The 19,390-nt window shown below is 72.2% G+C and carries 17 protein-coding genes and 1 pseudogene; 11 read left to right on the top strand and 7 right to left on the bottom strand.

From position 1 onward, the window contains the following. The first annotated feature begins 73 nt into the window (after window positions 1-73). Entirely contained in the window at window positions 74-802 is a 729-nt protein-coding gene (locus OG758_RS13665) for a Mut7-C RNAse domain-containing protein (RefSeq protein ID WP_326710247.1), read from the top strand. Here the strand turns inward: OG758_RS13665 and OG758_RS13660 are convergent. Then, window positions 748-2,214, bottom strand: a complete 1,467-nt coding sequence (locus tag OG758_RS13660) for an APC family permease (protein ID WP_326710246.1) — start codon at window positions 2,212-2,214, stop codon at window positions 748-750. The genes OG758_RS13665 and OG758_RS13660 overlap by 55 nt on opposite strands. A 185-nt stretch (window positions 2,215-2,399) precedes the next feature. Between OG758_RS13660 and OG758_RS13655 the strand changes: the two genes are divergently transcribed. Further along, window positions 2,400-3,008 (top strand): TetR/AcrR family transcriptional regulator, encoded by a 609-nt coding sequence (locus OG758_RS13655; RefSeq protein ID WP_326710245.1) that lies wholly within the window; start codon window positions 2,400-2,402, stop codon window positions 3,006-3,008. Window positions 3,009-3,065: 57 nt separating this feature from the next. Further along, window positions 3,066-5,033, top strand: coding sequence for an oxidoreductase (locus tag OG758_RS13650; protein ID WP_326710244.1), 1,968 nt, complete (start codon window positions 3,066-3,068; stop codon window positions 5,031-5,033). Between the two features lie 40 nt (window positions 5,034-5,073). On the opposite strand, the gene OG758_RS13645 is transcribed toward OG758_RS13650, so the two are convergent. From OG758_RS13645 to OG758_RS13630, 4 genes are all read right to left on the bottom strand, one after another. Beyond that, a complete protein-coding gene (locus OG758_RS13645; protein WP_326710243.1) occupies window positions 5,074-5,817 on the bottom strand; it encodes a GntR family transcriptional regulator in 744 nt (247 codons plus the stop codon). Window positions 5,818-5,921: 104 nt separating this feature from the next. Further along, window positions 5,922-7,088 carry an acyl-CoA dehydrogenase family protein gene (locus OG758_RS13640; RefSeq protein WP_326710242.1) on the bottom strand — a complete coding sequence of 389 codons (1,167 nt, stop codon included), beginning with the start codon at window positions 7,086-7,088 and terminating at the stop codon, window positions 5,922-5,924. Further along, a complete protein-coding gene (locus OG758_RS13635) occupies window positions 7,085-8,317 on the bottom strand; it encodes a CaiB/BaiF CoA transferase family protein (protein WP_326710241.1) in 1,233 nt (410 codons plus the stop codon). Before OG758_RS13635 ends, OG758_RS13640 begins: the two co-directional genes overlap by 4 nt. After that, window positions 8,314-9,537, bottom strand: a complete 1,224-nt coding sequence (locus OG758_RS13630) for an MmgE/PrpD family protein (protein ID WP_326710240.1) — start codon at window positions 9,535-9,537, stop codon at window positions 8,314-8,316. The genes OG758_RS13635 and OG758_RS13630 overlap by 4 nt, the downstream gene beginning before the upstream one ends. Window positions 9,538-9,816: 279 nt before the next feature. Here OG758_RS13630 and OG758_RS13625 point away from each other — a divergent pair, with 279 nt between their 5' ends. The 3 genes from OG758_RS13625 to OG758_RS13615 are packed head-to-tail and all read left to right on the top strand — an operon-like array spanning window position 9,817 to window position 12,997. Next, window positions 9,817-11,202, top strand: a complete 1,386-nt coding sequence (locus OG758_RS13625; RefSeq protein ID WP_326710239.1) for an MFS transporter — start codon at window positions 9,817-9,819, stop codon at window positions 11,200-11,202. Between the two features lie 5 nt (window positions 11,203-11,207). Beyond that, on the top strand, window positions 11,208-12,101 hold the full coding sequence (locus OG758_RS13620) for an FAS1-like dehydratase domain-containing protein (RefSeq protein ID WP_326710238.1): 894 nt from the start codon (window positions 11,208-11,210) through the stop codon (window positions 12,099-12,101). After that, window positions 12,098-12,997 (top strand): HpcH/HpaI aldolase/citrate lyase family protein, encoded by a 900-nt coding sequence (locus OG758_RS13615; protein ID WP_326710237.1) that lies wholly within the window; start codon window positions 12,098-12,100, stop codon window positions 12,995-12,997. The genes OG758_RS13620 and OG758_RS13615 overlap by 4 nt, the downstream gene beginning before the upstream one ends. Before the next feature lie 29 nt (window positions 12,998-13,026). On the opposite strand, the gene OG758_RS13610 is transcribed toward OG758_RS13615, so the two are convergent. After that, window positions 13,027-13,818, bottom strand: coding sequence for a LysR family substrate-binding domain-containing protein (locus OG758_RS13610; RefSeq protein ID WP_326710236.1), 792 nt, complete (start codon window positions 13,816-13,818; stop codon window positions 13,027-13,029). After that, a pseudogene (locus OG758_RS49055) lies at window positions 13,811-13,933 on the bottom strand (LysR family transcriptional regulator); the annotation flags it as partial. The gene OG758_RS13610 and the pseudogene OG758_RS49055, both read right to left, overlap by 8 nt. Before the next feature lie 383 nt (window positions 13,934-14,316). On the opposite strand from OG758_RS49055, the gene OG758_RS13600 reads away from it, so the two are divergent. From OG758_RS13600 to OG758_RS13580, 5 genes are all read left to right on the top strand, one after another. Then, the gene (locus OG758_RS13600) at window positions 14,317-14,454 is read left to right on the top strand and encodes a hypothetical protein (protein WP_326710234.1); all 138 of its coding nucleotides are present in this window, start codon (window positions 14,317-14,319) and stop codon (window positions 14,452-14,454) included. A gap of 76 nt (window positions 14,455-14,530) precedes the next feature. Then, a complete protein-coding gene (locus OG758_RS13595) occupies window positions 14,531-15,679 on the top strand; it encodes an acyl-CoA dehydrogenase family protein (protein ID WP_326710233.1) in 1,149 nt (382 codons plus the stop codon). Further along, on the top strand, window positions 15,676-17,829 hold the full coding sequence (locus OG758_RS13590; RefSeq protein WP_326710232.1) for an acetate--CoA ligase family protein: 2,154 nt from the start codon (window positions 15,676-15,678) through the stop codon (window positions 17,827-17,829). The genes OG758_RS13595 and OG758_RS13590 overlap by 4 nt, the downstream gene beginning before the upstream one ends. Continuing rightward, window positions 17,826-18,227: a Zn-ribbon domain-containing OB-fold protein gene (locus tag OG758_RS13585; RefSeq protein ID WP_326710231.1), complete on the top strand. Its 402-nt coding sequence runs from the start codon at window positions 17,826-17,828 to the stop codon at window positions 18,225-18,227. Before OG758_RS13590 ends, OG758_RS13585 begins: the two co-directional genes overlap by 4 nt. After that, the gene (locus OG758_RS13580) at window positions 18,224-19,381 is read left to right on the top strand and encodes a thiolase (RefSeq protein ID WP_326710230.1); all 1,158 of its coding nucleotides are present in this window, start codon (window positions 18,224-18,226) and stop codon (window positions 19,379-19,381) included. Before OG758_RS13585 ends, OG758_RS13580 begins: the two co-directional genes overlap by 4 nt. The last annotated feature ends 9 nt before the right edge of the window (window positions 19,382-19,390 follow it).

Below are 19,390 nucleotides of genomic sequence, written 5' to 3'. Positions count from 1 at the left end.
GCGCGGCGGCTCCAGCTTCGTGCGAGGGGAAAACCCCAGGTCCCCGCCCCCGCGCCCATGGCATCCTGAGCCGATGAACGGACCGGAGATCTTCGTCAGCGTCGTGCCCGAGCTGGAGCTGTTCGTTCCGCATACGCGGCGCGGGGGCGCGGCCGTCCCGCTCGTCACTGACGGCGTGTCCACACTGGGGCATGTGATCGAGTCGCTCGGCGTGCCGCTGACGGAGGTCGGGGCGCTGGTCGTGGACGGGCGCGAGGTGGCCGTCGGCCACATTCCCGTCGCCGGGGAGCGGGTCGAGGTGCGGGGCGTCGTCCGGCCGCAGCGCGTCGAGGGCGCTCCAATGCGGTTTCTGCTTGATGTTCATCTCGGCACGCTGGCACGGCGGTTGAGGCTGCTGGGGGTCGACTCCGCGTACGAGTCCACGGACATCGGCGACGCCGCGCTGGCGACCCGCTCCGCCGACGAGCGGCGCGTCATGCTCAGCCGGGACCGCGGGCTGCTGCGGCGGCGGGAGCTGTGGGCCGGCGCGTACGTCTACAGCGACCGGCCCGACGAGCAACTACGCGACGTACTGGGTCGGTTCACGCCCGAGCTGCGCCCCTGGACCCGGTGCACCGCCTGCAACGGGCTGCTGAAGGAAGCACGTAAGGAAGACGTCGCCGACCGGCTCGAAGGCGGGACACGCGGCACGTACGACGTGTTCGCCCAGTGCCGCGCGTGCGGGCGCGTGTACTGGCGGGGTGCCCATCACGACCGGTTGGAGGGGATCGTGGAGCGCGCGGTCGCCGAGTTCGGGGGCTGAGGGGCCGCCTCGTCCTCCGGCATCAGCGGCGGTTCGATGCGCCAGGCGATCCGTTCCCCGTCCTGGACCACCCTGCGGTACGCGTACAGGACCACCGAGATCAGCAGGATGCCGACCGCGAGGAAGGACTCCGTGGCGCCGCCGTAGCCCGCGAGGGACGGATGCGTGACGCCGACCGAGACGATCACGATGTTGAAGGCCAGGATGGCCCAGGCGACCGGGATCCAGGCGCGGGCGCGGCGGATCGGGCGGGGCCAGTCGGGACGGTCCTTGCGCAGGAGCAGGAAGCCGGCGACCGCGAGTGTCATGGCCACCAGATAGCCGAAGTTGCTGGCGATGAGGATGCTCAGGGGCTCTCCGAGCAGGACCACGATCGCCGCGTTGACGAGCGCGTCCAGCGTGAGGGCCCGGCCCGGCACGCCCCAGCGGTTCACCTTGTCGAGCTGCCGGACGGTCATGCCCTCCCGCGCCAGGCCGTACAGCGCCCGGCCCCCGTCCGCCGTGCACGACACCATGCCGAAGAACATCGAGACGATCAGGATGAGGACGCCGACGTCGGAGAAGCCGCCCAGCGCCTGGGTGAAGGCGGTGGCGAACGCGCCGACCGGGTCCGAGCGCAGCGTCTCCTCGCCGACGCTGCCGACCGTGGCGAGCGGGACGACGAAGAAGACGCCGAGCGAGATGAGGGACGTCAGCCGCAGCGCCTTCGCCGTGTCGCGCGCCGTGTCCCGGTACTCGGGCGCGAACGACGCGCAGATCTCGGTGCCGTACGTCGTCCAGGCCGTGACGTAGAACCACACGATCAGCGTCATCCAGCTGCCGCCGTGGTACCAGGTCAGACGGGACGCGTCCCAGCTCCCCGGGTGCAGGAACGGGGCTATGACGACCACCGCGAGACCGCACATCACCAGGGCCGCGACGGCCTTGGAGACGCTCGCCGCCAGCCGCGCGCCGAAGTAGTTGCAGGCCCAGCCGCCGGCGATCGCCAGGACCGCGAGCGCTTCCGGAAGACCGATGCGGTGGCCGGGGAACGGGATCGACGGTGCGTGCGGGAACCACTGGGCGGTGATGAGGTGGCCGATCGCCGCGCCGTTGACCGCGATGCTGAACGACCAGCCGATCCAGTAGCCGTACGACGCCACGGCGCCCAGCGGGGCGAAGTAGCGCTTCCAGCCCTCGGTGGCGTACCTGCTGATGCCGCCGGACATTCCGGGGAACATCGCGGCGGTCTCGGCGAACAGCATGTTCTGCGCGAACGCGACGAGCGCCCCGACGCACCAGATGGTGATCGCCGTCCAGCCTCCGATCGCGCCCACGGTGTAACCCACCGTCAGGAGCAGGCCGTTCGGGATCACCATGGCGATGGCGAGGCCGTCGCGCCAGGTCAGGGACTTGTGCAGCTGTTGGCTCAAGGGGGCCACCTGTCTCGGTCGGGGGGACTGACGGGAGAAGGTCCGGTGCGGCGGAAAGTGATGCCGCTGCGGTGTGTCGGCGGTCACAATAATTCGTTATTGTTGGCCGGGATAGGGGTTCGGCAGTGGCCAATTCCAGGGGCCGGGCTACCGGCTCCCGACCGACAGAGAGACGAGGGGCGGGTATGGGGGAGAAGGAGAGCGGTGGCGACGCGGGCGAGGCGCAGCGCGAGCGGATTCTGCGGGCGGCCGCCCTGGTCATGGCGGAACGCGGCTTCGACGCGGCGCGCATGAGGGATGTGGCGCGCGGCGCCGGCGTGTCCATCGGGCTGCTCCAGCACTACTTCGACACACGCGACCTGCTGTTCCGTGAGGCCTTCGAGTGGTCGATCGGCGAGCTCATCGCCCGCTGGCGCAAGGGCGCGTCCGCCGAGCCCGACCCGTGGCGCCGCTTCGAACTCCTCGTACGCGAACTGGCCGACGACCCCGACCTCCAGCGCCGGTGCGCGACCTGGACCGAGTTCTGCGCGAGCGCCGCCCGCAGGCCCGAGCTGCGCGACGGGGTGCGCCGCGCCCACCAGGACTGGCGTGATCTCGTCCTCGGCATCGTCGAATCGGGGGTCGCCGCAGGGAAGTTCGTGCCCGTCGTGCCCACCGACGTCGCGGTGCGCTCCGTGCTCGCCGCCGTCGACGGCTGCGACATGGCCGTGGCGTCGGGCAGCGGCATGGGGGCGGAGGGCTACGCCGCCGTCATCCTCGCCACCGCCCGCTCGGTCCTCGGCGTACGCGACTGAGCTGTTTCCCTCTCAACTCACTCCATCCGAGCCGCAGTTCACAGGAGGCACCGCGCCATGACGTCGACCGCATTCCCTCATCTGTTCAGCCCGCTCGCCATCGGCGGCGTGACGCTGAAGAACCGCGTTCTGTCCTCCGGCCATGACACGGTCCTCGTCGAGGGCGGGCAGGTCACCGACGATCTGGTCGCCTATCACGAGGCGCGTGCCGAGGGCGGCGTCGGGCTTATCGTCGTACAGGTGGCGGGAGTTCACGAGACCGCGCGGTACACGACGCATGTCCTCATGGCCACGGACGACTCGTGTGTCGAGGGGTACCGGCGGCTCGCCGAGGCCGCGCACCGGCACGGCGCCAAGGTCTTCGGACAGCTCTTCCATCCGGGACGCGAGATCCTGGAGTCGCGCGACGGCTCCGCGCCCGTCGCGTGGTCCGCGTCGGCGACGCCCAGTGAGCGCTTCCATGTGATGCCGCGCGCCATGACCGAGACCGAGATACGCGAAGTCGTCGACGGGTACGGAGAGGCCGCCCGCAGGCTGCGCGCCGCCGGGCTGGACGGCGTGGAAGTGGTCGCCAGCCACGGCTACCTCCCGGCCCAGTTCCTCAACCCGCAGGTCAATGTGCGCACCGACGGGTACGGGGGTGACGCGGACGGCCGGCTGCGGTTCCTGCGCGAGGCTCTCGCGTCGGTACGGGCGCACACCGGACCCGACTTCGTCGCCGGACTGCGCATCTCCGGTGACGAGTTGAGCCATGACGGCCTCACCGCCGAGCTCGCCGTCGAGGCGGCCGCCCGGCTGGACCGCGAGGGTCTCGTCGACTATGTGAGCGTCTGCGCCGGATCGTCGGCGACGATCTCCGGCGCCGTGCACATCGCGCCCCCGATGACGCAGCCCGCCGGATACACCGCCCCCCTCGCGGCGCGTGTGCGGGCGGCGGTCGAGGTGCCGGTCATGGTCGCCGGGCGCGTCAATCAGCCCCAGGAGGCCGAGCAGATCATCAAGGAGGGCCAGGCCGACGCCTGCGCCATGACCCGCGCCCTGATCTGCGACCCCGACATGCCGGGCAAGGCGAGCGGCGGCCGCACGGAGGAGATCCGGGCCTGCATCGGCTGCAACCAGGCCTGCATCGGCCACTTCCAGCGCGGCTACCCGATCTCCTGCATCCAGCACCCAGAGACCGGCAGGGAGCGCCGGTTCACGCGGCTGCCCCTGCCCACCAGGCGCCGGAAGGTCCTCATCGCCGGTGGCGGACCGGCCGGGCTCAAGGCCGCCGCCGTGGCCGCCTCCCGCGGGCACGACGTCACCCTGCACGAGGCGGGCCGGCGCGTCGGCGGCCAGGTGCTGCTTGCCCAACTCCTTCCGGGGCGAGCCGAGTTCGGCGGCGCGATCACCAACCTGGAGGGCGAGGCGCGGCGGGCCGGGGCACGGATCGTCACCGGATCCCGCGTCGACGCCGACCTGCTCGACCGTGAAGAGGTGGACACGCTCATCGTCGCCACGGGTGCGGTGCCACGCCGGCCCGCGCTCGAACTCCTCGACGACCCCGTCGTGCTGGACGCCTGGGACGTCGTCCGCGGCACCGCCGACGTCCCCAAGGGCCGGATCGTCGTCGCGGACTGGCGCGGTGACTGGATCGGGATCGGCGTGGCCGTCCAACTCGCGGGCCAGGGACGGAAAGTGACGCTCTGCACGACCGGCTTCGGCGCCGGTGAGCATCTTCAGCAGTACGTGCGCGCGTCGATGCTCGCCGAGGCCGCGCGGGCCGGGGTCGAGACCGTGCCGACGGTGCGCCCATACGGTGCCGATGAGGACACGGCGTACTTCCAGCACACCCTCACCGAGGAGCCGGTGATCATCGAAGGGGTCGCGGCCGTCGTCCTCGCCCAGGGGCACGATCCCGTGGGTGAACTCGCCGGCCTGGCGCACGGACGAGTGGGTGAGGTCCTGATGGCGGGGGACTGCGTGTCACCGCGGACCGTGGAAGAGGCCGTACTGGAGGGGCTGACGGTCGCGTCGTCGCTCTGAGACACGCGGACATGCCCGGTCCCCGGCCGCCGTGCGTGCCTCAGCGCGGATGGCGGCGCAGCCGCACGCGGTACGAGTAGTGCTCCGGTAGGAAGTGGCTCACGGCCAGCTCGACCGGGCGGCCCGACGCCGACAGGTAGAGGCGGTCGATGCGGAGCAGCGGATGCTGCGGCGGGCAGTCCAGGTGCGCCGCCACCTCGGCCGAGGCGAGGGCGACCGTGACGGACTGCTCCGCCTCCGCGATCGGCTCGGGCAGCCGGCCGTCGAGGAGGCCGATGATGGTGACGCGGCTGTCCGTGCCCGCCTCCGTCAGCTCGGGGCGGTCCGCGACGAGCGCGCCCACGTCCGGTGGCAGATGCACCGTCGTCAGGCAGAACGGGGTGTCCTCGTGCAGCCGCAGGAACGAGAGGTGGTCCACGCGGTCGGAGCCGACGCGCAGCCGGCCCGCCGCGTCCACGTCGACCCGGCGGCGCAGCGGCGACACCAGGCGCATCGTCGTGTCGAGGGAGAGCGCCATGAGGTCCTCGACCGAGCCGAACTGCCGCAGATACTGCTCCTCGCGGGGCGCCGCGAACGTGCCGCGCCCCGGGACCCGGTGCACCAGTCCCTCCGTGACCAGGTCCTGGAAGGCGCGCCGTACGGTCTGCCGGCTGAGCCCGTGCGAGGCGGCGAGCTCCGCCTCGGTGGGCAGCCGCACCCCCTCGGGGTAGTCGTGCCGCAGGATCGCCTCGCGCAGCTCGCGCGCGAGGCGTACATAGGCGCTGTCACGCCCCGGGGCCGCCATCTGTGTCCCCCTCGTCCGCTCTGTGCGTGTCGTACGCGTCATGTCTGCCGTTCACCGCCCTGCCTGTGCCGTGAGTCTAATGGCCGTACAAGACGGTGCGCAGGTCAGACGTCCAGACCGCCCCGCGAGACCAGCTGGCGCACGATGACGTTGCGCTGGATCTCGTTGGTGCCCTCGCCGACGATCATCAGCGGTGCGTCGCGGAAGTAGCGCTCGACGTCGAACTCGGTCGAGTAGCCGTAGCCGCCGTGGATACGGACCGCGTTCAGGGCGATCTCCATGGCCGTCTCCGACGCGAAGAGCTTGGCCATGCCCGCCTCCATGTCGACGCGGCGGCCCGCGTCCGCCTCGCGGGCGGCGTACAGGGTGAGCTGGCGCGCCGCGGTGAGCGACGTCGCCATGTCGGCCAGGTAGTTGCCGATCGACTGGTGCTTGTAGATGGGCTCGCCGAACGTCTCGCGCTCCTGCGCGTAGCGCAGCGCGTCCTCGAACGCGGCCCTGCCGACGCCGAGCGCGCGCGAGGCGACCTGGAGGCGGCCGGTCTCCAGGCCCTTCATCATCTGTCCGAAGCCCTTGCCCTCGACGCCGCCGAGCAGCGCGTCGGCCGGGACGCGGTAGTCGTCGAAGGTCAGCTCGCAGCTCTCGACGCCCTTGTAGCCGAGCTTGGGCAGGTCGCGCGAGACGGTGAGCCCCGGGCCGTGCTCGGCGAGCAGGATGGAGACGCCGCGGTGCTTCGGCTCGGCCGCCGGGTCCGTCTTGCACAGCAGCGCGATCAGCTGTGAGCGGCGGGAGTTGGTGATCCAGGTCTTGCCGCCGTTGACGACGTACGAGTCCCCGTCGCGCCGCGCGACCGTGCGCATCGCCTGGAGGTCGGAGCCGCCGCCCGGCTCGGTGAGGGCCATCGTCGAGCGGATCTCGCCGGTCGCCATCTTCGGCAGGTAGCGGTTCTTCTGCTCGTCGGTGCCGAAGTGCAGCAGCAGCTTGGAGACGACGGTGTGGCCGCCCATGGCGCCGGCGAGGCTCATCCAGCCGCGCGCAAGCTCCTCCGTGATCAGCACGTAGCACGGCGTGGAGACGGGCGTGCCGCCGTACTCCTCGGGGATCGCCAGGCCGAAGATGCCCAGGTCCTTCATCTGCTCGATGAGGGCCTCGGGGTAAGTGTTGGTGTGCTCCAACTCCCTTACGACCGGCTTGACTTCGCGGTCCACGAAGTTGCGCACGGTCTCGACGATCAGCTGCTCGTCGGAGGAGAGGGTGTCGAGGGTGCTCACTTCGCGGACGCTCCTTGCTCGTGGTCGTGCGTGGTGTCGATGACACCCTGAGCGCGCAGCCGCTCGATGTCGGCGGTGGTGCGGCCCAGGGCGGTGAGGATCCGTTCGGTGTGCTCTCCCGCGGCGGGGACGGGGTCCATCCGGGGGGTGACGCCGGAGAGGTCCGCCGGGGGGAGCAGCGCCTGTACGGGTCCCTGCGCGCCCGGCACCGTGATGTCGCGCCAGCGGTCGCGCTCGGCGAGGGCCGGGTGGGCGAGGAACTCGGCGATGGAGTTCACACCCGCGTTGGCGATGCCGGCCTTGTCGAGGAGCGCCATGGCGTCCTCGCTGCCGAGCTCGGCGAAGCGCGCGGAGACGGCCGCGTTGACCTCGTCGCGGTGGGCGACGCGGTCGGCTCCGGTGGCCATGCGGGGGTCGTCGGTGAGTTCGGGACGGCCGAGGACCGTGGTGCACAGGGCTTGCCACTCCCGCTCGTTCTGGATGGAGAGCAGCACCTCCTTCCCGTCGGAGGCGGTGAACGGGCCGTAGGGCGCGATCGTGGCGTGCTGGGCGCCGATGCGGGGCGGCTGCGTGCCGCCGTAACGCGTGTAGTAGGCGGGCTGGCTCATCCACTCGGCGAGCGCCTCGAAGAGGGAGACCTCGACGGCGGGTGCCCGCCCGGTGGTGGCCCGGGTGTAGAGGGCGGTGAGGACGCCGCTGTACGCGTACATGCCGGCCGAGATGTCGGCGACGGAGATGCCCACGCGGGCGGGCTCGTCGGGCGAGCCCGTGATGGAGAGCAGTCCGGTCTGGCACTGCACGAGCAGGTCGTACGCCTTGCGCTGCGACCAGGAGCCGCTGGTGCCGTACCCGCTGATGGTGCAGGGGATCAGGCGGGGGTGGCGGGCCTGGAGTGCGGCGGGGCCGAGGTCCATGCGGTCGGCGGCACCCGGGGCGAGGTTCTGGACGAACACGTCGGCGTCCGTGAGGAGTTCCTCCAGGATGTCCCGCCCCTCCTGGGACTTGAGGTCCAGGGCGAGGGACTCCTTGGAGCGGTTGAGCCACACGAAATAGCTGGCCTGACCGTGCACCGTGGTGTCGTATCGGCGGGCGAAGTCGCCTCCGCCGGGACGCTCGACCTTGATCACGCGGGCGCCGAGGTCGGCGAGCTGGCGGGTGGCGAAGGGCGCGGCGACGGCCTGTTCCAGGCTGACGACCGTGATGCCTTCGAGGGGGAGCGGCTCGGTCATGCGGGTGCCTTCCCGGGAAGTTCGGTGAGGAGCAGGGTGCGGGCCGACTCCCAGGTCGTGTCCTTGAGCAGAGCGGGTACGTCGCTGCCGCACGCGGCGAACTTCTCCGCCAATTCCCCGTCCGTGGGCGGACGTCGGGGCGAGCCCGGGGGATGGGCGAGGGCGGAGCGCAGGACCCGGCCGTCGGTGAGCGTCACCGCGAGGTCGACCTCGCCGTCGAGGAGCCCGGCACCGCCCTCGGTGCGCTCCGTCTCGACGGTGGCCATCAGGCGCCGCGCCTCGGGCCGGCCCACCGCGTCGTCCGTGAAGGCGCCGAAGCCGGGGAAGTCGTCGAGCAGGGCCGTCGCCACCGCGTACGGGAGGCTGAACTTGCCTTCGAGCCCGGTGTCCGGGCCGTCGTGGATGAGGGGGTGGACGGTGGCCCCCGGGGTGGTGACGCGGACGGCCGTGACGTCGTCGGGGCCGCACTCGGCGCGCAGGTCGCGCAGCGCCGCGATCGGGCGCTGCATCGCGTAGCAGCAGGGGAACATCTTGATGGCGAGGCCAGCGGGTACGGCGGGACGGCCGCTGTGGGGCGTGCCTTCCCCGGCGTCGTCCGCTCCTTGCGCGCCCACCAGCTTCAGCCAGGCGTCGACCGCCCGCGGGTCGGCCGTGGCACCGGCCCGGGCGAGGCGCGCCGCCCGCACTCCCGCCTCCGCCGCGAAGCCGACCTGGAGGGACTTGCCGTGCGTGCCGAACGCGGCCTGGACCCCGCTGGCGCCGGGCACCGCGAGCGCCATGGCCGTCGCCAGCCGCTCGGGCGTGAGGCCCCAGGCGACGCCCGCCGCGACGGCCGCCGCGGGGGCGCCCGCCGTGCACGTGGCGTGCCAGCCGGCCGCGTAGTGCGACCAGCCGAGCAGCGTGCCGAGCCGGGCCATCACGCCGGCCCCGGCCAGATAGGCGCGCGCGTCGCCGCCCGCCGCGAGGACCGCGGGGACGATCACGACGCTGATGTGTGTCGTGGACTCGATGTGCAGGTCGTCGAAGTCGAGGACGTGCCCGACCGCGGCCCAGCGCGCCGCGTCCGGCAGTTCGGCCGCCAGCGCGCTCACCGGATGGTCGCGCGCGGCGAGCGTGACCGCGACCGTGTCCAGGAGGGAGCGGCGGGCGAGCGCCAGGTCCTCGGCGTCGGGTTCGTATCCGTACGCCCACTCGGCGAGCGATTCCGCGATGGCCGGCATGGCTTCCCTTCGTACATGTCCTGCGCTGCGTGATTACTTTGTACGGCCAAATGGCGGGGCCGTCAATGCCGCCGCCACAGGGCAACCCAAAGCTTTCACATGCGACTTCACCCCAGGGGGGTTGACTGGACGCCCGTCGGGGCGGACGCTGGGCCGCGTTTTGTACGGCACAATCCGCCATTGAGGCGGCCACATCAATCGACCTGTCCAGCCGCCTGTCCGGCCACCTGCTCATCCGGCTGTCCAAGCGGCTGTCGCCTGTCCCTCCGGAGGTCTCGCATGGGCGATGCGCATCCCTTGCTCGCCGCGCTCAGCGGCGCCCGGCACGGTGCCCTGCACCGGCGGGTGCTGCTCACTGTCAGCGCCATGTTCTTCTTCGACCTCGCCGACCTGAACACGTTCGCGTTCGCCGCGCCCGCCATTCGCCGAGCGCACCTCTTCACCGTCGACGACATCGCGTTCGTCACCGCCCTGGCCTTCGCCGGCATGGCGGCCGGCGCGATCCTCGGCGGCCGGTTCGCCGACCATGTGGGCCGGCGGCGGGTCATGGCGGGGTCCGTGGTGCTCTTCTCCGCGGCCTCCGTGGTCAACGCACTGGTCACCGGGGTGGGCGCGATGGCGGCGGCCCGCTTCGCCACCGGATTCGGCCTCGGCGCCATGACCTCCGTCGCGATCACCTACCTCTCCGAGGTCACCCCGGCCGCACACCGCGGTCGCGCCCAGGCGACGGCGCTCGGCACCGGCCTGGTCGGCATCCCCGTCGTGGCGTTCACGGCCCGCGGCCTGACCGCCGACGACCCCGGCGGCTGGCGCGCCCTCTTCGTCATCGGCGCCCTCGGCGTCCTGCTCGTACCGCTCCTGATACGCCTGCCCGAGTCGCCGCGCTGGCTCCTCGCGCGCGGCCGCAGCACCGAAGCCGTGCAGGTCACACGCGCCTTCGTGCCCGACTGGGAGCCGTCCGCCGACGCGCTCGCCGCGCCCCCCGCTCCGGCGGACCGGCCACGGTTCTCCGAACTGTTCGCCGCGGGCCAGCGGCGTAACACCGTGGCCCTCATGGTCCTGTGGCTCTTCGGGCTCGTCGGCTTCTACGGGTTCCAGTCCTGGGTGCCGACGCTGCTCGCCGACCACGGCCAGGACTTCGCGAAGAGCATGACCATGTCCGCGGTCACCACCATCGGGGCGGTGCCCGGCGCGTTCCTCGCCTGGCCGTTCATCGACCGCTACCCGCGCAAGCACCTCGCGGTGGTACTCGGTCTCGTGGTCGCGGTCCTCGGCATCGGGTACGGGCTCAGCTCGTCCGTCGTGGCCGTCGTCGTGTTCGGCACGCTCGTCGCCGCGCTCAGCCAGACGTTCATCGCGGTGCTCTACTCGTACACCCCCGAGGTCTTCCCCACCCGCCTGCGCACGGCGGGCGCCGGGCTCGGCAACGGCGTCGGCCGGATCGGCAACGTCATCGCGCCGCTGGCGGTCGCGGCGATCTACACCACGCCGGGGCTCGGCTACGTCGCCGTGTTCGTGTTCATCGCGGGATGCTGGCTGGTCGCCACCGCCACCGTGTTCTTCTTCGGCGTCGACACGCGCGGCCGGTCGCTGGAGACCCTGCACGACGCCGCGGCGGCCCCGGTGGCTTCCGCGGCAACCGTTTCGCAACGCATCGGAGAATGAGAACCATGCCCCAACCAGACGCATCCCAGGGCGAGTCCGCGCTCGCGCGGTATCTGGACGCCTGGGCCCCGCCACCCGTGACGCTGGACGATCCCGTCGCCGCCGCGCCCGTCGCCGCGCTGAGCCAGGTGCTCGACCAGGAGGCGGCCGTGGCCGGCGAGGGGGAGCCGGTGCCGCCGCTGTGGCACTGGCTGCACTTCCTCGAATGGCCCGCACAGCGGGAGCTGGGGGCCGACGGGCACCCCGCGCACGGTCACTTCCTGCCGCCCCTCCCGGACCGCAGGCGCATGTTCGCCGGCGGCCGCGCGGAGTTCACCGCGCCGCTGCGGGTGGGTGTGCCAGCCCGGCGTACGAGTTCCCTCGCCAAGGTCGAGATCAAGCGCGGCCGCACCGGCGAGATGGCCTTCGTGACGGTCCGTCATGAGATCGCGCAGGAAGGGGAGACGCGGGTCACCGAGGAGCAGGACCTCGTCTACCGCGTGGGCGAGGACGAGCGGCGGAGCGGGGGCTTCGGCCTCGACCTCGGCGAGGCCGAACCGTCCGACGCCGAATGGCAGTTGATCCTGCGTCCCTCGCCGACCCTGCTCTTCCGCTACAGCGCCCTCACCGCGAACGCCCACCGCATTCACTACGACGAGCCGTACGTGCGCGACGTCGAGGGCTACCCGGGCCTCGTCGTCCACGGGCCGCTCCTCGTCCAGCTGATGCTGGAACTCGCCCGCCGTGAGGCCCCGGAGCGGGAGATCCGCACGCTCTCCTACCGGCTCCGCAAGCCCGTGTTCGCGGGCGAGCAGGTCTGTGCGCTCGGCGATGTGGCGGACGACGGAGGGTCGGCCGGGCTGCGGATCGCCACGCGTCGGGACGAGCGGCACGCGACGGCGGAGGTGACGTTCAAGTGAGCGCTGAGCACACCACCGTCGAACCTGCGAGGGCCGACCCCGCGCGTCCCGAACTCGTCGACCCCGCACGCCTCGGCCCGGACCGCACCCGCCTCGCAGCCGCCCGCACCCTGCTCTTCGTCCCGGGGCACCGCCCGGACCGGTTCGAGAAGGCGGCCGCGGCCGGGGCCGACGCCGTGATCATCGACCTGGAGGACGCCGTCGCGCCCGACGGCAAGGACGCGGCCCGCCGGCACGCCGCCGACTGGCTCGCGCGGGGCAGGGACGCGGTGGTGCGGATCAACGCGCCCGGCACGCCCTGGTGGGACGCCGACCTGGACCTCGTCACCGCGTTCGGCTGTCCGGTGATGCTGCCCAAGGCCGAGGACCCCGACGTGATCGCACGAATCGCGGAGGTCTGCGCCGTGATCCCGCTCGTCGAGACGGCGGCCGGGATCGAGCGCGCCCTCGACGTGTGCTGCGCGCCCGGCGTCGTCCGCGCGGCCTTCGGCAGCGTCGACCTCGCCACCGAGCTGGGCGTGCGCCACGACGACACCCTGGCGCTGGCGTATGCGCGGTCCCGGCTGGTCATGGCGAGCGCCGCCGCCGGTGTCGCGCCCCCGCTGGACGGCGTCACCACCGCGCTCGACGACGCCGAAGCGCTCGCACAGGACATCCGGCACGCCCGACGGCTCGGCTTCGGAGGCAAACTGTGCATCCATCCGAGGCAACTCCAGTCGGTGGCCGAGGGGTTCGCGCCTTCGGACGAGGAGCTGGCCTGGGCCAGGAAGGTGCTCGCCGCGGGCGACGCGGTGTCGGCCGTCGACGGTGTGATGGTCGACAAGCCGGTGCAGGAGCGGGCGCGACGGCTGCTCGGGGTGGAGCTCGCCACCGGCCCTGCGGACGCGCCGGCGTAGAACGGAGGAACGGGACGCGCCCGGCGATGTCACGTCGTCGGCAAGTCCCGGAGCCCGTCGGCGAACTTGTCGACCAGGTCGACGAGCGCCGCCACCGCCGGATCGGTGTCGTCCGCCCGCCAGGCGAGGCCGAGCGGGAGCGCCGGGGCGTCAAGAACCGGGACCAGAGTCACCCCCGGCACCGCCAGATGCCCGGCGGAGTCCGGAGTGAGCCCGACGCCGACGCTCGCCCCCACCAGGGAGAGGAGGGTGTGCGTGTCGGGCGCGTCCTGGACGATGCGCGGGGGCGTGCCCTGAGCCATGAACGCCGACAGCACCAGGTCCCGCACGATCGAGCCCCGGCCGGCCGGATAGCTGACGAAGGGCACACCCCGAAGATCGGCGAGGGTCAGCGACTCCCGCGCGGCGAGCGGGTGCTCGGAGGGAACGGCCGCGACCAGCGGGTGCCGCAACAGCTCCCGCACCCGCAGCCCGGTGTCCGGCAGCGGGAGCCGCACCAGACCCGCGTCCGCCTCCCGCAGATGCAGGCGCTCGGCCAGCTCGCCACCGTAGTAGGGGCCGACGACGTCGAGTCTGACGGTGGGGTGCCGCAGCCTGAACTCGCGTGCAATGGCAAGGAGTTCGCGGTACGACGTGGGGCCGCTGAACGCCAGTCGCACCACCCCGGTGACCCCCTCCGCCGCCCGGTGCGCCGCGAGCTTCGCGGCCTCCAGGGGAGTCGAGCGCGGACCGTACCTCGGTGAGGAACGCCGCTCCGGCGGCGGTGAGTTCGACGCTGCGGGTGGTGCGGTGCAGCAGCTCGACGCCGACGTCCTGCTCAAGACGCTTGATCTGCTGCGAGAGCGGCGGCTGCGACATGTGCAGCCGGGCCGCGGCCCGGCTGAAGCTGAGCTCCTCGGCGACCGCGACGAAAGCCTGCAGACGGCGCAGTTCCATGCCCTTCGACCCTCCACCTCCGCCGGAAGCCGTTTCGTTCCGACGCGTCGAGATTATGTCGCCCCGGCGAATAAATCGATGGCCAACAATGTGTTAGTTGCATCACACACCCAGTGATACGGTAAATGTCACCAGACGCGAAAACGGCCACAGGGAGCCGGAATTCAATAGGCGCGCCAGTGGCCCGATTGCCCACGTGAGGTGGGCTTTCGGTGAATCCGAATTGCCTCCCGAAGGAGTGTGGCAAGGGTGAGACATAAACTCGTCGCAGACGAGAAGATGAGTCGGCGAGCGGGAATCGCCGCATTTACCGGAACCACTATCGAGTGGTGCGACTTCTACATAGTCGGGACCGCGTCGGCGATTGTCCTCGGGAAACTCTTGTGCCCGTCGTGGCCTTCGCCGTCCTGATGGTGCTGCTCTCGCTCTTCGGCGCCCGCGCCCTGCTTGCGCGCACCGCGGCAGCCGAGGAGCGTGACGCCGAGGCGGCAGACGCCGCACAACAGGCCGCCGCGCTCTGACGATCAGCACTCCGACGGTCGGCCGAAGTCGGTCAAGTAACCAAGCAAGACAAGCCCCGGCACAAGGGAGACAGCCATGGACTCCGATGTCTTCGAGGACATCCTGCGCACCGTGAAGGACTTCGTCCGCGGTGAAGTCGTGCCGCTGGAGGAGGAGATCGAGCAGAGCGACGCCATACCCGAACGGCTGCGGCGCGGCGCCGCCGACATGGGCCTGTTCGGCTGGGCGCTGCCCGAGGAGTACGGCGGGCTCGGCCTCGACATGCGCCAGGACGTACGCCTGGCCATCGAACTCGGCTGGACCACACCGGCGTTCCGCTCCATGCTCGGCACCAACAACGGCATCGCGGGCAAGGCCCTGGTGAACTTCGGCACGCCCGAGCAGCAGAAGCGCTGGCTGCCCGCGCTCGCCGCCGGTTCCGCCGTTGCCTCGTTCGCCCTCACCGAGGACGGCGCGGGCTCCGACCCCAGCGGCGTACGCACCCGCGCCGTCCGCGAGGGCGACGGCTGGGTCCTGTCCGGCGCCAAGCGGTTCATCACCAACGCCGACCACGCCGACGTGTTCGTCGTCTTCGCGCGGACCGACCCCGACGCGGAGGCCCACCGGGGGATCTCCGCCTTCCTCGTGGAGAGCACGGCGCCGGGCGTACGGATCGGGCCGCCGGACCGCAAGATGGGCCAGCGCGGCGCCCACACCGCACCGGTCTACTTCGACGACGCGCGGGTCCCCGCCGACGCCGTACTCGGCGGCGAGCCCGGCACCGGATTCCGCGCCGCGATGGCCTCCCTCACGCGCGGCCGCCTGCACATCGCGGCCCTGTGTGTCGGCCTCGCGTCCCGCGCACTCGACGAGGCCGTGCGCTACGCCGCCACCGCCGAGCAGGGCGGCGAGTCTATCGGCCGCTTCCAGCTCGTCCAGGAGCTCCTCGCCGAGTCGCACGCCGAACTCCTCGCGGGCCGCTCGCTGGTGCTTGCCGCCGCCGAGGCGTTCGACGCGGGCACCGACACCCGCATGGGGCCCTCCAGCGCCAAGCTGTTCTGCAGCGAGATGGTGTGCCGGGTCGTCGACCGTGCCGTACAAGTGCACGGCGGCAGCGGCTACATGAGTGATTCGACCGTCGAGCGCCTCTACCGTGACGCGCGCCTCTTCCGGATCTACGAAGGTACCAGCGAGATCCAGAAACTCATCATCGGCAAGGGGCTGCTGCGGGAGGCCGGGGCATGAGCGGGCGGCCGTCCCGCACGGACCTCGTCGACACCCTGCTCCACCCCCGCTCCATCGCCGTCCTCGGCGCCTCCGACAACCCCCGAAAACTGTCGGGCCGCCCCATCGACTACCTCAAGCGCTTCGGATACGCCGGCCGCATCCTGCCCGTGAACTCGCGCCGCGCCACCGTCCAGGGTCTGCCCGCCCACCCCACCCTCGACGCCGTCGACGGCGACATCGACCTCGCGATGGTCATGCTCGACGCCGCCCACGCGGCCGACGGCATCCGGGCGTGCGGCCGCCGCGGCATCAAGGTGGCGATCGTCGCCGCCGCCGGCTACGCCGAGACCGGCGAACAAGGTGCCCTGCTTCAAGGGGAGTTGAAGGCCGCCGCCGAGGAGAGCGGCGTCCGCGTCCTCGGGCCCAACTGCCTCGGCCTCATCAGCGTTCACGACCGGGCCGTGCCCACCTTCACGTCGGCGCTCGACGAGAACATCGAACTGCGCCCGGGCCCCGTCGCGTTCGTCAGCCAGAGCGGCGCCTTCGGCTCGTTCATCTTCAGCGAGGCCCGCCATTACGGCATCGGCCTCGCCCACTACGTCAACACCGGCAACGAGGTCGACATCTCGGTGTCCGAACTCCTCGGCGCGTTCGCCGCCACCGACGAGTCGAAGGTCCTCCTCGCCTACCTCGAAGGCGTCAGCGACGGCCCCGGACTCCTCGACGCGGCCCGCGCCGCGCACGCGGCCGACAAGCCCGTCATCGCCGTGAAGGTGGGCCGCTCCGCCGCCGGTGCCCGCGCCGCCCAGTCGCACACCGCGTCACTGGCCGGCGAGGACCGCGTCTTCGACGGCGCGGCACGCCAGTTCGGCCTCACCCGCGTGAGCGGCGTCGAACCCATGCTGGACGCCGCCCAGATATTCGCCACCGGCCGCCGTACCAAGGGCCGTCGCCTCACCACTCTCTCCCTGTCGGGCGGCGCCGGAGTCCTCATGGCCGACGAGGCCGCCACCCACGGCATCGCAGTCGACACCTGGGACGAGGAGTGGCAGCGGCGCATGGCCGGCGTCATCCCCCCGTTCGGCTCGCCCCGCAACCCCGTCGACCTGACCGCCGCGCTCGTCAGCGATCCCGACATGCTGCGCCGCGCCCTCGACGTCGCCCTCGAACACCCCGGCACCGACATGATCGGCGTGCTGCTCGGCAACGCCGACGGCGACATCGACGAGCTGACCGATGCCATCGCGAAGGCGCACGGCTCCACCGACCAGCCGCTCGTCGTCGTCTGGACCGGCGGCAACGGCAGGGCGCGGCAGCGGCTCCGGGAGCTGGGCGTGCCCTGCTACAGCGACCCGGGCCGGGCCGCCGCGGCCCTCGGGCACCTCGCCGACTTCAGCCTCCGCCCGCCCCTTCCGACGGGCGCACGCCCCACGGGCACCGACCCGCGGGCCGCCCGCGCGATCATCGAAGAGGCCCGCGCGCAGGGCCGCAGCAGGCTCGACGAGTACGAGTCCGCCCGGCTCATCGCCGCCTACGGACTCCATTCCGCGCCGGCCTGCACCGCGCGCGACCCCGAGGAAGCCGTACGGGCGGCGGCGGACCTCGAAGGACCCCTGGCCGTCAAGCTGCTGTCGGCGGATATCGCCCACAAGAGCGACATGGGGGGCGTGCGGCTCGGCCTGACCACGCCGGACGGCGTGCGCGACGCCGCGCGGGACATCCTCGCCGCCGCGGCCCGCGAGGGCGTCGGCGACGCGCGGCTCCTCGTGCAGCGCATGGCGGGCGGCGACCGCACCGAGCTGATCCTGGGCATCCAGCGCGACGCCGCGTTCGGGCCCGTCGTCGTCGCAGGGTTCGGCGGCGTCCTCGTCGAGGTACTCGACGACAGCCAGGTCGCCGTGGCCCCCGTCGACCACGCGGGGGCGGTGCGCATGCTGCGCTCGCTGCGCGCGGCGCGGGTCCTCGACGGGGTGCGCGGCGCGCCCGCGCGCGACGTCGACGCCGTGGCGGACGCGCTCGTCCGTCTGTCCTGGCTCGCCACCGACCTCGCCGACGACCTCCTCGAACTCGACGTGAACCCGCTGCTGTGCGGCGCGGCCGGTGACGGTGCCGTCGCCGTGGACTGCCTCGCCCTGCTGAGCGCCCCTTCCGAACAGGACGCACGATGAACCCACTCGCCCCCCGTGAAGACGCCGTGACACCGGAACCCCGGTCCCCGGCCCTCGCCCACCGCGCCGGCCTCGGCCGCGGCGAACTGCGCTACCAGCGCTGCGCGCACTGCGCGGCCGCCGTCTTCCCGCCCCGCACCCTCTGCCCCGACTGCGGTGAGCAGAAGCTGAGCTGGGAACGCAGCACCGGTGACGGCACCGTGTACGCGACCACCGTCGTGCGCGGCCGCGACGGCGCGCACAACGTCGTACTCGTCGACCTCGACGACGGCTTCCGCATGATGTCGCGGGTCGAGGGGCCCGCTCCGGAGGACGTCGCGATCGGCGACCGCGTCCGGTTCCGTACGACAGCGGACGGCGACACCGCCGTCTTCGAGCCGAAGGAGGACGCCCGATGACGCAGTCGCTGCGTGGCAGGGCCGCCGTCGTCGGAGTGGCCGAGTCCGACCTCGGCGAGGTCGCCCCCGGACTCACCCACCTCGACCTCGTCGGCCAGGCCACCGCCCGCGCCCTCAAGGACGCGGGCATCGCCAAGCAGGAGGTCGACGGCCTGTTCACCGCCTCGTCGTACCTGCCGATGGCCGCCATGGACACCGCCGAGTACCTCGGCATACGCCCCCGCCACCTCGACGGCACCAACATCGGCGGCAGCTCCTTCGTCTCCCACCTCCTGCACGCGGCCGCCGCGATCGAGCAGGGCCTGTGCACCACCGCGCTGATCGTGTACGGCAGCACGCAGCGCTCCGACGGCGGCCGCCTCGTCTCCCCGACCAGGCCGGACCCGTACGAGGAGCCGTACGGCCCGCGCTACCCGCTGAGCATGTACGCGCTCGCGACCTCGCGGCACATGTACGAGTACGGGACCACGCGGGAGCAACTGGCCGATGTGGCGGTCGCGGCGCGGGCCTGGGCGCAGCTCAACCCGGCCGCCTTCGAACGCAAGCCGCTCACCCGCGAGGACGTCCTCGGCTCCCGCATGATCAGCGACCCGCTGACCGTACGGGACTGCTGCCTCGTCACCGACGGCGGCGGCGCCCTCGTCGTCACCTCGGCCGAGCGGGCCCGCGACCTGGCCGCCGCGCCCGCCTATCTGCTCGGCGGGGGCGAGGCCACCTGGCACCGCAACATCTCGCGGATGCCCGACCTCACCGTGACGGCGGCGACCGAGTCCGGACGCCGCGCCTTCGACATGGCGGGGCTCACCCCGGGCGACGTGGACGTCGTCGAGCTGTACGACGCGTTCACCATCAACCCCGTCCTGTTCCTGGAGGACCTCGGGTTCTGTGCCAAGGGGGAGGGCGGTCCCTTCGTCGCCGACGGCGGCATCGCGCCCGGCGGCAGGCTGCCCGTCAACACCAACGGCGGCGGCCTCTCGTACGGCCACCCCGGCATGTACGGCATCTTCACCGTCATCGAAGCCGTACGCCAACTGCGCGGCGACTGCGACGAACGCCAGGTCGACGGGGCCCGCGTCGCCCTCGCCCACGGCAACGGAGGCGTGCTCTCCAGCCAGGTCACCGCGCTGCTCGGCACCGCCGAAGCCCTCAACTGACGTATCGGA

The sequence above is a fragment of the Streptomyces sp. NBC_01474 genome (assembly GCF_035918215.1).
GTDB classification, from domain to species: domain Bacteria; phylum Actinomycetota; class Actinomycetes; order Streptomycetales; family Streptomycetaceae; genus Streptomyces; species Streptomyces aureus.
The sequence above is the reverse complement of the archived record's forward strand: the minus strand, read 5'-3'. Positions and strand labels throughout refer to the sequence as shown.

Excerpts from the sequence above, each read along its gene's own strand:
- OG758_RS13580 (WP_326710230.1), top strand. The coding sequence starts at position 18,224 with ATGACGCAGTCGCTGCGTGGCAGGGCCGCCGTCGTCGGAGTGGCCGAG.
- OG758_RS13630 (WP_326710240.1), bottom strand. The coding sequence starts at position 9,537 with ATGCCGGCCATCGCGGAATCGCTCGCCGAGTGGGCGTACGGATACGAA.
- OG758_RS13595 (WP_326710233.1), top strand. The coding sequence starts at position 14,531 with ATGGACTCCGATGTCTTCGAGGACATCCTGCGCACCGTGAAGGACTTC.
- OG758_RS13650 (WP_326710244.1), top strand. The coding sequence starts at position 3,066 with ATGACGTCGACCGCATTCCCTCATCTGTTCAGCCCGCTCGCCATCGGC.
- OG758_RS13655 (WP_326710245.1), top strand. The coding sequence starts at position 2,400 with ATGGGGGAGAAGGAGAGCGGTGGCGACGCGGGCGAGGCGCAGCGCGAG.
- OG758_RS13590 (WP_326710232.1), top strand. The coding sequence starts at position 15,676 with ATGAGCGGGCGGCCGTCCCGCACGGACCTCGTCGACACCCTGCTCCAC.
- OG758_RS13635 (WP_326710241.1), bottom strand. The coding sequence starts at position 8,317 with ATGACCGAGCCGCTCCCCCTCGAAGGCATCACGGTCGTCAGCCTGGAA.
- OG758_RS13585 (WP_326710231.1), top strand. The coding sequence starts at position 17,826 with ATGAACCCACTCGCCCCCCGTGAAGACGCCGTGACACCGGAACCCCGG.
- OG758_RS13645 (WP_326710243.1), bottom strand. The coding sequence starts at position 5,817 with ATGGCGGCCCCGGGGCGTGACAGCGCCTATGTACGCCTCGCGCGCGAG.
- OG758_RS13620 (WP_326710238.1), top strand. The coding sequence starts at position 11,208 with ATGCCCCAACCAGACGCATCCCAGGGCGAGTCCGCGCTCGCGCGGTAT.
- OG758_RS13665 (WP_326710247.1), top strand. The coding sequence starts at position 74 with ATGAACGGACCGGAGATCTTCGTCAGCGTCGTGCCCGAGCTGGAGCTG.
- OG758_RS13625 (WP_326710239.1), top strand. The coding sequence starts at position 9,817 with ATGGGCGATGCGCATCCCTTGCTCGCCGCGCTCAGCGGCGCCCGGCAC.